The sequence below is a fragment of the Kibdelosporangium phytohabitans genome, assembly GCF_001302585.1.
Classification (GTDB): domain Bacteria; phylum Actinomycetota; class Actinomycetes; order Mycobacteriales; family Pseudonocardiaceae; genus Kibdelosporangium; species Kibdelosporangium phytohabitans.
On sequence record NZ_CP012752.1, the window covers coordinates 9,863,725 to 9,875,472 of the forward strand.

Sequence of the window (11,748 nt, forward strand, 5' to 3'; positions counted from 1 at the left end):
TCGACACGGCGGGGGCGGGCGACTACTTCCGGACCGGTGAGCCACAGTCTGTCCGCTTCGGACTTCCAGGTGATCTGGGAGCGGCAGCGGCTCGGCACGATGCCGGCGCCGCTGCGGGTGCTCCCGGAGGGATTCACCCAGGACGAGCGGCGCGCGGCCGTCGAGCGGGCGTTGGCGTCGCTGAGGAAGCACAAGCTGGTCGACCCGTACGGCGAGGTCGACCACCACTTCGCCGACCTGCTGCGCCTGCTGGCCAGGCCGGTCCACGCGATCGACGCGCGCTTCGCCCTCGACCGCGAGTACCGGATGCGGGTCGCGGGCACGGCACACCGCGGCGCTCTCGGCTGGCAGGACGGCCGGATCGTCACGCTGGACGCGATCGCCGCCACCGGCCTCGCCGACCGTGCGGTCAGCCTGTTGCCGCAGGTGGGAGCGGGTTACGGGCGGTTGGTCTCGGTACGGGTGCACGCGCTGGACAAGGCCGTCGAGAACGCCGGGGCCGACCAGCGGCAACTGGAGATCGAGTTGCGGCGCGGCGGCGTCGCCCGGTCCGACGCCCACCACCTGGTCACGATGACCTCTGACGTGCGGCAACGCGGGCAGTTCCGTGCGCTGGCCGGTGGCCGCGGCAAGCTGAGGCCACGGCCGTACGTGATCGACTGGTGGGCCACGGGCACCGGGATGTACATCGCCCAGAACCACGCGGCCCCCGACGGCCAGGTGTGGCGCACAGTCGCCCCGGCCGACCACACCCGGCTCGCCGGGCACCTGCAACGGCTCCTGGCAGGCCGGTGACCTGCTTCCTGCATGCTGGGAATCCGGGCGCGTCGCGGTCATCCCGGGTCGCAGACTGGTGTGAGTGACCACCAAAACGAAGACACTGGTTGCCAACCGCGCCCGCGGAACCGCCCTCGTGCTGGCCGCGTCGGCTTTCTTCGCCACTTCGGGACCGCTGGCGAAACCGGCGATGACTGCGGGGCTGACACCGCAGCAGGTGGTCAGCGTGCGGATCAGCCTGGCCGCGGTCCTCCTCGCCGTGGGCGTCGCCGTCCTGCGACCCAGGTTCCTGCGTGTCGGGAAACGGGACTGGCGGGTGATCATCGGCTTCGGTCTCCTCGGCGTCGCCGGGGCGCAGACCATGTACTTCGCCGCTGTGTCCCGGTTACCGGTCGGCATCGCCATGCTGCTGGAGTTCACGGCTCCGCTGCTGGTCGCCTTGTGGGTCCGGTTCGTCCGCAAGACGATCCTGCCCGCGAAGGCGTGGGCGGGGACCGCGGTCGCCGTGTTCGGGCTCGCGATGGTCGCGCAGGTCTGGGACGGCCTGCGGCTGGACGCGATCGGCGTGCTCGCCGGTGTCGCGTCCGCGATCTGCGCTGCCTGCTACTTCCTCGTCGGTGAACACGGCCTGGCGACGATGCACCCGCTGACGATCGCGACCTACGGCTTGCTCGTCGGTGCCGTCATCCTCTGCGCGGTCGCGCCACCGTGGACGTTGCCCGTTGAAGTCCTGGCCGCACCGACGCCGCTTGGTCCTGTGTGGACCCTGCTGGTCGCGGTCGCCGTGCTGTCGACGGTGGTCGCGTACTCGGTCGGGATGAGCGCCCTGCGGCTTCTGCCGTCCAATGTGGTCAGTGTGTTGTCACTGGCCGAACCGGTGATCGCCACGACCGTCGCGTGGGCGCTGCTGGACGAGCAGCTCAGTGTGATCCAGATCATGGGAGGTATCGCACTGCTCGCGGGAGCCTTCGTGGTCCAGCGTGCGTCTCACCCCTTGGCAGGACAGGAACTCCCTCCCAGGCCCGATGACACGAGCGGCCTCGCGACGGGAAGCTTGACCACGCCGGGGAAGACGTGAACACACACTGGGGGTAGGGCCCGGCCGCGTGCGGCCGGGCCCTGTCACGTCCGACCGGGGAAAGCGGACGAGGCCGGATCACTGGTGCGCCAGAACGGTTGTAGTACGCGAGTTCCATAGCGCCCCAACCCCTTCCGCGCCAGGATGCGCATGACGGTGATCGCCGAACACGGCGTTCACCACTGGGGTGGGGTTGTCTTGAGCCATGTCCGCATTTGCGGTAAAAGACCTCTTGCCGCGTTGTCCGCGGCCTGAAACTGGCCGTGGCGGTGCCGCCCGACGCCAAGGAAGCTCTCGCCGACCGGGCCGTGGTGTTCCGGATCATGCAGGACGACGGAACGCAACGGGATGTACCTGACCGCGTCACGGACCTGCGAGCTCAACCCGGACGGCGAGATGATCAGGCTGACCGGCACGGCGCACGACGCCGTGAAGGAACCTTTTCCTGTCCCTGTGCCAGGTTCCCGACGACCTCGGCTACACCGACGTCAACCCGCGCAACTGTCACGCCCCGCCCAACCCGCACCCGGTGTACATGTGGATGACCAACACGGGCCCACCGACGGAGAACGTGCGCGCACCGATGCCGGGCGGCCAGTTCAAGGTCCAGCTGTTGTTCAAACCGGTGAACAGCGGCGCACTCAACTGCCGCCAGACGACCTGCGCGCTGCTCAGCAAGCGGGACCACGGCGACTTCGGCGACCGCTCGTCCGACGTGTTCATCCCGATAACCGTCAAGGGCCAGACCGCAGCGCGGGCCTGCTCCCGACTTGGAAGCAGGCCCGCGCTGTGCTTCACACCGGGATGACTGTCGGCACGATCATGGGGCGCCTGCGGTACTTCTCCGCGACCCAGCGGCCGACGACGCGGCGGACGATCTGCGCGATGCGGTGCGTGTCCGTGATGCCTTCGGCTTCCGTGCGCGACAACTCCATCTCCACCAAGGAGACGACCGCGTCCAGCGCCTTCGGGTCGTCGGAGAACCCGCGTCCCGAGATGGTCGGCGGCGTCACCGCCCGGCCGGTGCTGGCCTCGACCGCGACCGTGATCGAGATGAACCCGCCCTCGCCCAGGATGAGCCGGTCGGACAACGTGGACTCGCCGACGTCCCCGACGGACAGTCCGTCGACGTAGACGTGCCCGACTTCGACACGGCCGACGATCCGGGCGATGCCGTCGACCAGGTCGACCACCACACCGTCCTCGGCCAGCACGACCTGGCTCTCGGCGACGCCCGTGGCGATCGCGAGCGCGGCGTTGGCCCGCAGGTGCCGCCATTCGCCGTGCACCGGCATCACATTGGACGGCCGGACGGCGTTGTACAGGAACAACAGCTCGCCCGCCGACGCGTGCCCGGACACGTGCACCTTCGCGTTGCCCTGGTGCACGACGTGCGCACCGAGCCGTGCGAGGCCGTTGACCACACCGAACACCGCGGTCTCGTTGCCGGGGATCAGCGAACTCGCCAGCACGACCGTGTCACCCGGACGGATCGAGATCTGCCTGTGCTCGCCGCGGGCCATCCTGGACAGCGCCGACAGCGGCTCGCCCTGGCTGCCGGTCGAGACGAACAACACCTCGTTCTCCGGCAGCTCCATCGCGTCGTTCAGGTCGATGAGCAGGTTCTCCGGCATGTTCAGCAGCCCGAGCTCACCGGCGATGCCCATGTTGCGGACCATGGACCGGCCGACGAACGCCACCCGCCTGCCGTGCTTCACCGCGACGTCCAGCACCTGCTGCACGCGGTGCACGTGGCTGGCGAAACACGCCACGATCACGCGTTGCGTCGCCCGCGCGATGACGTTGTCGATCACCGGGCCGATCTCGCGCTCCGGCGTGACGAACCCGGGGACCTCGGCGTTCGTCGAGTCCACCAGGAACAGGTCGACGCCCTCGTCACCGAGCTGCGAGAACCCGCCGAGGTCGGTCAGCCTGCCGTCCAGCGGGAGCTGGTCGAGCTTGATGTCACCGGTGTGCAGCACGAGGCCGGCGGGCGTGCGGATCGCCACCGCCAGCGCGTCCGGAATGGAGTGGTTGACCGCGAAGAACTCAAGGTCGAACGGGCCCGCGCTGCGCCGCTCCCGCTCGGTCACCTCCACGAGCACCGGGTCCTGGCGGTGTTCCCTGCACTTGGCGGCCAGCAGCGCGAGCGTGAACCTCGAGCCGATCACCGGCACGTCCGCGCGCAGCCTGAGCAGGAACGGGACCGCGCCGATGTGGTCCTCGTGGCCGTGCGTGAGCACGATCCCGTCGATGTCTTCGAGCCGGTCCTCGATCGCGCGGAAGTCCGGCAGGATCAGGTCGACGCCCGGCTGCTGGTCCTCGGGGAACAGCACGCCACAGTCGACGATCAGCAGCCTGCCGTCGTATTCGAAGACCGTCATGTTGCGGCCGACCTCGCCGATTCCGCCGAGAGCGACCACGCGGAGCCCGCCCTCGGCCAGCCGCGGCGGGAGGTTCTGCGAGGTATCGATCACCTACTAACCGTCTCAGATGACGCGCGCACAGCGTCAGGCAGTCCGAGCGACACGCCGGAGACGGCCAGATCCGCGGCGATCGCGGCGGTCTGCTCGTCGGTCGCCGGCGTGATCGGCAGCCTCGGGTCGCCCACGTCGAAGCCACGCAGCCGCAGCGCGGACTTGACGAACGCGAGGCCCAGACCAGGGCCGGTGCGGCTCATCGCGCGGTTGACGGCCACCAGGCCGCGGTTGTGCGCCAGCGCGCCCGCGACGTCGCCGGACTCGTACGCGTCGAGCATCAGCCGCAGCCGGTCGGCCACGACGTGCCCGATCACACTGGCGAAACCGACGGCGCCGACCGACAGCCACGGCAGGTTCAGCACGTCGTCGCCCGAGTAGTAGGCCAGGCCGGTGTTGGCCATCACGTCGCACCCGGCGTTCAGGTCGCCCTTGGCGTCCTTCACCGCGACGATCCGCGGGTGCTCGGCCAGGCGGAACAGCGTGGCCGTCTCGATCGGGGTGACCGCGCGCGGCGGGATGTCGTAGAGCATCACCGGCAGGTCCGTGGCGTCGGCGATCGCGGTGAAGTGCGCGATCAGGCCCGCCTGGGACGGCCGCGAGTAGTACGGGGTGACGGCGAGCAGGCCGTGCGCACCCGCGGCCTCGAGCTCCTTCGCGATCCGCACGCTGTGCGCCGTGTCGTACGTGCTGCCGCCGCTGATGAGGGTGGCGCGGTCGCCGACAGCCTCGACGACGGCACGCACCAGGGCGACCTTCTCGTCGTCGGTCGTGGTCGGTGCCTCACCGGTGGTGCCGTTGAGCACGAGGCCGTCGTTGCCGAGGGCCACCAGGTGCGTGGCGAGCTCCTGGGCCTTCGCCAGATCAAGCGCGCCACTCGCGTCGAACGGGGTGACCATCGCGGTCAGAACACGGCCGAACGGACGGCCGGGAGCAGCGGAAGGACATCTGGTCATGACCGTGAAGGTACCCGCTCCACCTGCGGGGATAAGCCGCAGAGTCCCATTGGCGGAAATTCGACGCCGACTGGCGCTTCCTGCTTTAAATGCTTCGTTTCGTGCCCTTGATCTCCGTCACGGCGACCTCGTCGCCGTCGAATTCGACGCGGCATTCGTCCCGCCCGAAAGCGTGCAGCAACAACTCGCCCGGCTCGCCCGAAATGGTCACCGCTTTCGGTCCGCGCTTGCCCACGATGGTCTCGCCGTCCGGCCGCCGCAGCAGCACGCCGACCACACTGCGGCGGTACGAGCGGCGCGCCACGTACCGGAGCGTCCGCCAGAGCTGCTCGTCACGTGCCCCGTCCGAGGGACGCGGCTCCCAGCCGGGGACGGCGCGGCGGACGTCCTCGTGGTGGATGAAGTACTCGGCACCGTTGACCAGGTCGTTGAGCGCCCCGAGGCTGAACGGCGACCAGCGCGGCGGGCCCGTGCGCACCAGATCGACCAGCTCGTCCCACGGTTTCGCGGCGAACTCGTCCTGCACGCGCTGGGTGCGGGCGGCGAGCGCGGGCACGGCGATGCCACCGGCGGCGTCCGGCCGCCGGTCGCGCAGCGCCAGGTGCGCGGCCAGATCCCTGGTCTGCCACCCGTCGCACAAGGTCGGCGCGTCCGGCCCGACCTCTTCGAACAGGATGCTCAGCCGTTCACGTTCGTCACTCGCGAGACCCATGCCGTCACGGTACTCAAGAATTCTCATCCGGGACGATCGAGCCGGACATGGCCCCGCCGTCCTGCGGCGACGCGATGCAGTAGATCGAGCGCTGCGGCGACTTGGCCACCCACGCGTCCGGCGAGGGGATGACCGCTGTCACGTTCATCGCCTTGTCGCCTTTGACCACTTCGTCGGAGGCGTAGAACATGGCGCACGAGCTCTCGGCGAAACGCTGCAAGGCGCCGTCAGCCGGATACCCCGTACCGGGTTTCCCCTTCTCCTTGTCCGCGGTCTTCATCCCGGTCTTGAACTCCATGAAGACCTCGGCGGCGTGGTCCTTCTTGGTGCAGTCGAGCACCTCGTCGTACTGCACCTTGTCGGCGGGCGGCGTGGCCAGGCAGGTCTGACCGGCGTTGAAGTACACCTCGAACACCGGGATGTTGCCGCCGACGCCGTAGGTCAGCGTCGGCTGGAGCGTGCCCTTGTCACCGGCCGCCGCGCTCGACGTGAACAGGCCACGGCCGAACCAGCCCGCGGTCAGCATCACCACGGCGAGCACCGCGACCAGCGCGATCGCGAGCGGACGGCGTCCCTTGGGCTGCTGGGTCCGTGTCGACGGCGGCTGCGCCTGCGGTGACCAGACGGGCGCGGTCGGGCCGGTGTTCATCGCCACCTGCGTCGCCTGTCCCAGCAGGGCGCGGACCTGCGGCGCGGTCGGCCTGCCGTCCGGGTTGGAGTTGAGCAGGCCCATGATCAACGAGGCCAGCGGGCCGCGGCAGCGGGTCAGGAACGCGACCTCGTTCATGATCGCCTGGATGGATGCGGCGGTGGTCTGCCGGTCGTACGCGCCGTACCCCTCGACCGCGAAGAACAGCGTGGCGCCCAGCGACCAGAGGTCCGACGCGGGAACGGCTTCGTGGCCCTGCAGGCGTTCGGGCGACATGTACGTCGGCGAGCCGATCAGCGTGCCGCTGGTGGTCAGCCTCGGGTCGTCAGTGGACTGCGCGATGCCGAAGTCGGTCAGCTTCACCCGGCCGTTGGCGTCGATCATCACGTTGCTGGGCTTGACATCCCGGTGCACGATCCCGGCGCGGTGCGCGGTCTCCAACGCGGACACCAGCTGCACAGCGACCTGCGCGGTGTAGGCCTCGGTCAACGCGCCCTGCTGGCGCACGATGTCGGTCAGCGTGGGCGCCTCGATCAGCTCCATCACGATGAACGTGTTGCCGTGCTCCTGCACGACGTCGTACACGGTGACGATCGCCGGGTCGTTGAGCCTGCCCGCGGTCCGCGCCTCGCGCAGCACGCGTTCCTCGAAGATGTGGCGTTCCTGCGGGTCGATGCCGTCGGGCAGGTGCAGTTCCTTGATCGCGACCTTGCGGCCGAGTGTGCGGTCCTCGGCCAGCCAGACCACGCCCATCCCGCCACGGCCGATCTCCCGGACGATGTGGTAGCGGCCGTTGACGACACGTTGCTGCTGTGCGTACTCCTGGGACACGCGGGAACTCTAACTCCCCTGCCGTCACGGCCCGAGAACTTCCCCAAGGTTGCACGAAGGGGCAAAACCGCGTTACCCACCGCTGACCGATCCGGTCAGTTTGCCACCGTCGGCTTTGGCCGCGACGCACAACGCCTTGCGGCGCTGGTTGACCTCCCACGCGGACTTGGTCGGCAGCAGCGTCCAGAACCTCAGCGTGTCCTTGGCCGCCAGTGCCGCGAACGCGTCGGTGCAGCCGTCCTCGGATTCCTTGGCCAGCTTGTCCTCTCCGGGGTAGGCGCCGGAATCGCGGTTGAGCGACACCTGGCCGAAGATCTCGGCGTCGTGCTCGCCTGTGCAGTCGAACAGCTTCTCGTTGAGGTCCATGCCGTTGTAGCAGGAGCCTTTGTCGCCGTACTCGACCACATTGGCCTCGGTGACCCGGCCGTCGTGCCCGTAGGTGCTGATCTTCTGGAAGGGCTTGGAATTGTCCTCCACCGGGGCGTCCGAAGCGCTTCCAGTGGCCGGCGGCGTGGCTTCGCCGGCATCGGCCGGTTGCTCGGAGGCCTGGGAACTGGCTTCGTTGCTGGGTTTGCTGTCGAACACGCCGGTGAGCGCAAGCACTCCCGCGACAGCCGACGCCAGGACGATGACCACGACCGCGAGCACCAGGGCACGGCTCTTGCGCGGCAACTGTTTCGTGACGGCCGGGTGCCGCGCCGCGGAGCCGGGCGCGACTGGTTGCGGCACACCGGCTTGGCGCTGACGGACCTGCTCGATGAGGTACCTGGCCTGGCCGCCGGTCAACCGTGTGTCCGGGTCCGGGTCGAGCAGGCCCATGATCAGGTCGGCCAACGGGCCGTGCGCCCTGCGGACCACGGCCCGCTCGTTCATGATCGCCTGGATCGACGCCGGTGTGCTCGGCCGGTCGTACGCGCCGAACCCCTCGGACGCGAAGAACAGCGTGGCGCCCAGCGCCCACAGGTCCGACGCGGGCGACGCGTCCCGGCCGAGCAGCCGCTCCGGCGAGATGTAGGTCGGCGAGCCGATCAGCGTGCCGCTCTGGGTGAGCTTCGAGTCGCCCATGGACTGCGCGATGCCGAAGTCGGTCAGCTTCACCCGGCCGTTCGGCGCCACCATCACGTTGCTGGGCTTGACATCCCGGTGCACGATGCCCGCCGCGTGCGCGGTCTCCAGTGCCGGCAGCACCTGTTCGGCGACCCTGAGGACCTGGTCGACCGGCAGCGGGCCGTGCCGTTCGACGACCTCGGCCAGGTTCGGTGCCTCGATCAGCTCCATCACGATGAACGTGTTGCCGTGTTCCCGGACGACGTCGTGCACCGTGACGATCCCGGGGTCGCTCAAGCGCCCGGCGGTGCGCGCCTCCCGCAGCACGCGCTCCTCGAACACCTGCCGTTCCTGGGGCGCGATGCCCTGCGGCAGGTGTAGCTCCTTGACCGCCACACGACGGCCGATGGTCAGGTCCTCGGCCAGCCACACGACGCCCATACCGCCACGCCCGAGTTCTTCGAGCAGGCGGTAGCGACCGGCCCCCACATGGTCACCTCGTTGCACACCGGACACGTTATGTCCGCGCGACGGGCGAACCAGCTCCCCAATGGGCAGCTAAGCGTGCACTTCGTTACCGGCTTCGCGCAGCGCGGTCACGGCCCGGTCCAGATCCACCGCCTTCACCAGGATGTGGTCGGTGTTGTAGGTGGACATCGCGTACAGCGGAACACCGGCCGCGGCCAGCGATCCGGCCAGCGAAGCCATGATCCCGGTGAGGGTGAACTCCAGCGGGCCGCGCACGGTCAGCAGCCGCCAGCCCCCGTCCACTTTGGCCTCAGCAGGCACGATCGCGGCCAGCGCGACCACCGACACCTCGTCCGGCGTGCTGGTGACGGAGACCAGACCGTCCGAAGTGGGCAGCGACGGCAGCGGGGAACCCTGCGGCAGTTTGGCGATCGCGTACTCGCCCGGCCGCACGTCGACAGTCAGCCGCTTCATCCTTCGGTCACCAACGGGCTGCTGGCGACCTCGGTGCCGTCGGGCAGTGCGGTGATGGCGAAGTCGCTGAACACGTTCGCCGCGGCTTTCTGTAGCTGCCGCAGGCATTCCACGGCCAGTGCGCGGATCTCGACATCGGCCGCCTCGCTGGCGCGCATGGCGATGAAGTGCCGCCACGCGCGGTAGTTGCCGGTCACGACGATCCGGGTCTCGGTGGCGTTCGGCAGGACGGCACGCGCGGCCTGGCGGGCCTGCTTGCGGCGCAGGGTCGCGTTCGGCTCGTCGGCGAACTTCTTCTCCAGCCCCTCGAGCAGCTCGTTGTACGCGTCGACCGCGGCATCGGCAGCTGCCATGAACTTGGCGTGCAGCTCGGGATCGTCGGCGATCACGTCCGGTTCGACCATGGCGGCGGCGCGCTCGGGCACGTAGCGCTGGGAGAGCTGGGAGTACGAGAAGTGCCGGTGCCGGATCAGCTCGTGGGTCAGCGACCGGGAGATGCCGGAGATGTAGAAGCTCACCGAGCCGTGCTCGAGGACCGAGAGGTGCCCGACTTCGAGGATGTGCCGCAGGTAGCCGGCGTTGGTCGCGGTGGCCGGGTTGGGCTTCTTCCACGACTGGTAGCAGGCCCGGCCGGCGAACTCGGCGAGTGCCTGCCCGCCGTCGCCGTCGGTCGACCAAGGCACGTCAGCCGGTGGGAGGAACTCGGTTCTGGCTATCAGCTGGACCTTGGGGTCGACGGTCACGGTCATGCGGCCGAGCCTATCCGGCTCGAAGCCGGGCGGGCGGGACCGACGCCGCCGTGACATCATCGATGACGTCACCACGCCTTGCAATGACGTCACGTGTGGTGTCATAGTGACGTCATGGATCTCACGCCGTACATCGACTCGCTGCGGGAGGACCTCGCCACCACCGCCTCAGCCGGGGACGAACAAACCCGACGGGCGGCGGCGGTGCTGTCCGCCGCACTGGAACCCGCACTCCGCCTCGCGTTCATGAACGCGCTGTCCGACGTGGCCGCGGAGGTCACCGCCGCACTGGACGACCACGTGGTCGAGGTGAAACTGGCAGGCAAGGAAGCCCACGTCGTCGTCACCCCGACCAGGGCCAAGGCCCAGCCCGAGGCCGAGCAGCAGTTCACCCCGCCACCGCCGCCGGGCGGCGAGACCAGCGCGGAGAACATCAGCCGGATGACGCTGCGGATGTTCGAGCAGATCAAAAGCCAGGCCGAGCAGGCGGCAGCGTCACAGGGGGTGTCGCTGAACACCTTTGTGTCCCAGGCCGTGCAGGGCGCGCTGCGCCGCAAGTGGGCCGGGCACCAACACCAACACCAGCACCGTCAGGACGACGAGGGCAACAGCTCCTCCCGGGTGCACGGCTGGACTGAGGGGTCATGACCGAGGACCGAGTGCGCGAGCAGAACTTCGAAGCCGACGGGCCGCAGGACATCGAGGTGACCATCACCTCGGGCGCGGTCGACCTGTTGCTCACCGACGAGCCCGGCGTCAGCGTCCGCGTGCGCCACCGCCCCGACGCCGCGGCGCCGTGGGCCGAAGGCCTCTCCCAGTTGATGAACCTGTTCTCGTCAGGCGGCATCTCCAGCGACAACGCCATCGAGCAGACGCACGTCGAGCAGTCCGACAACCGGCTCGTCGTGCGCACGCCGGACTGGCTGCGCAACGTTCCGCTCGGCGTGACCGTGCGGGCGCCGTCCGGGTCGAACATCGACGTGCGCAGCGGCTCCGGGGACGTCCTGGTCACCGGTTCCGCCGGGCGGCTGTCGGTCCGGACCGGATCCGGCGAGGTCAAGGTCGACCGGGCGGACGGCGCCGCCACCGTGGTCACCGGCACCGGCGCGGTCCGGCTTGGCCCGATGCTGGGCGGGCTGCAGGCCCGGACCGGCAGCGGCGACGTCGAGGTCTCCTCCGTCGGCGGGGTGTCGGCCGCCCTGATCACCGGGTCGGGAGACGTCTGGCTCGGCGCGGTCTCCACCGACGTCAACGCCCGGACCGGAACCGGTGACCTGACCGTCGCCGACGCCGCCAAGGGCAAGATCGAGCTGAACACCGGCTCCGGGGAGATCAGGGTCGGCGTCCGGCAGGGCACGCGGGCCGAGGTCGACCTGGTCTCCGACACCGGCCAGGCCCGCAGCGAGCTGGACCTGCGCAACTCCCCGCCTTCGGAAGGGGATGTCCCGCTCCGGGTCCGCGGCCGGACCCGCTCCGGCACCGCGGTCGTCGGCGCCGCACTGGACGGCTGAGCCGCCAGCACAGCAACGC

The 11,748-nt window shown here is 69.6% G+C and carries 13 protein-coding genes; 5 read left to right on the top strand and 8 right to left on the bottom strand.

The window, feature by feature from the left end:
- The first annotated feature begins 36 nt into the window (after window positions 1-36).
- Together AOZ06_RS43965 and AOZ06_RS43970 are read left to right on the top strand one after the other, a co-directional pair.
- Window positions 37-795 (top strand): ESX secretion-associated protein EspG, encoded by a 759-nt coding sequence (locus AOZ06_RS43965; protein ID WP_054294783.1) that lies wholly within the window; start codon window positions 37-39, stop codon window positions 793-795.
- A 64-nt stretch (window positions 796-859) separates the two neighbouring features.
- Window positions 860-1,855: an EamA family transporter gene (locus tag AOZ06_RS43970; protein ID WP_054294784.1), complete on the top strand. Its 996-nt coding sequence runs from the start codon at window positions 860-862 to the stop codon at window positions 1,853-1,855.
- A gap of 176 nt (window positions 1,856-2,031) precedes the next feature.
- Here the strand turns inward: AOZ06_RS43970 and AOZ06_RS43975 are convergent, their stop codons facing one another.
- A complete protein-coding gene (locus AOZ06_RS43975; RefSeq protein ID WP_054294785.1) occupies window positions 2,032-2,271 on the bottom strand; it encodes a hypothetical protein in 240 nt (79 codons plus the stop codon).
- Window positions 2,272-2,396: 125 nt separating this feature from the next.
- On the opposite strand from AOZ06_RS43975, the gene AOZ06_RS43980 reads away from it, so the two are divergent.
- Window positions 2,397-2,663, top strand: a complete 267-nt coding sequence (locus tag AOZ06_RS43980) for a hypothetical protein (RefSeq protein WP_157233576.1) — start codon at window positions 2,397-2,399, stop codon at window positions 2,661-2,663.
- Here AOZ06_RS43980 and AOZ06_RS43985 read toward each other — a convergent pair.
- The 7 genes from AOZ06_RS43985 to thyX all read right to left on the bottom strand — a co-directional run bounded on the left by AOZ06_RS43985 (window position 2,650) and on the right by thyX (window position 10,218).
- Entirely contained in the window at window positions 2,650-4,332 is a 1,683-nt protein-coding gene (locus tag AOZ06_RS43985; protein ID WP_054294787.1) for a ribonuclease J, read from the bottom strand. The genes AOZ06_RS43980 and AOZ06_RS43985 overlap by 14 nt on opposite strands.
- Window positions 4,329-5,288, bottom strand: coding sequence for a 4-hydroxy-tetrahydrodipicolinate synthase (gene dapA / locus AOZ06_RS43990; RefSeq protein WP_083472334.1), 960 nt, complete (start codon window positions 5,286-5,288; stop codon window positions 4,329-4,331). Before dapA ends, AOZ06_RS43985 begins: the two co-directional genes overlap by 4 nt.
- A gap of 85 nt (window positions 5,289-5,373) precedes the next feature.
- On the bottom strand, window positions 5,374-6,000 hold the full coding sequence (locus tag AOZ06_RS43995; RefSeq protein WP_054294788.1) for a TIGR03085 family metal-binding protein: 627 nt from the start codon (window positions 5,998-6,000) through the stop codon (window positions 5,374-5,376).
- A 13-nt stretch (window positions 6,001-6,013) separates the two neighbouring features.
- On the bottom strand, window positions 6,014-7,480 hold the full coding sequence (locus AOZ06_RS44000; RefSeq protein ID WP_054294789.1) for a serine/threonine-protein kinase: 1,467 nt from the start codon (window positions 7,478-7,480) through the stop codon (window positions 6,014-6,016).
- Window positions 7,481-7,552: 72 nt separating this feature from the next.
- A complete protein-coding gene (locus tag AOZ06_RS44005; protein WP_054294790.1) occupies window positions 7,553-9,016 on the bottom strand; it encodes a serine/threonine-protein kinase in 1,464 nt (487 codons plus the stop codon).
- Between the two features lie 69 nt (window positions 9,017-9,085).
- Complete coding sequence (locus AOZ06_RS44010; protein ID WP_054294791.1) at window positions 9,086-9,469, bottom strand: ACT domain-containing protein; 384 nt, start codon at window positions 9,467-9,469, stop codon at window positions 9,086-9,088.
- Window positions 9,466-10,218, bottom strand: coding sequence for an FAD-dependent thymidylate synthase (gene thyX, locus AOZ06_RS44015; protein ID WP_054294792.1), 753 nt, complete (start codon window positions 10,216-10,218; stop codon window positions 9,466-9,468). The genes AOZ06_RS44010 and thyX overlap by 4 nt, the downstream gene beginning before the upstream one ends.
- Window positions 10,219-10,332: 114 nt before the next feature.
- On the opposite strand from thyX, the gene AOZ06_RS44020 reads away from it, so the two are divergent.
- Together AOZ06_RS44020 and AOZ06_RS44025 are read left to right on the top strand one after the other, a co-directional pair.
- Window positions 10,333-10,866 (top strand): toxin-antitoxin system HicB family antitoxin, encoded by a 534-nt coding sequence (locus AOZ06_RS44020; RefSeq protein ID WP_054294793.1) that lies wholly within the window; start codon window positions 10,333-10,335, stop codon window positions 10,864-10,866.
- Window positions 10,863-11,729 carry a DUF4097 family beta strand repeat-containing protein gene (locus AOZ06_RS44025; protein ID WP_054294794.1) on the top strand — a complete coding sequence of 289 codons (867 nt, stop codon included), beginning with the start codon at window positions 10,863-10,865 and terminating at the stop codon, window positions 11,727-11,729. The genes AOZ06_RS44020 and AOZ06_RS44025 overlap by 4 nt, the downstream gene beginning before the upstream one ends.
- Window positions 11,730-11,748: the final 19 nt, after the last annotated feature.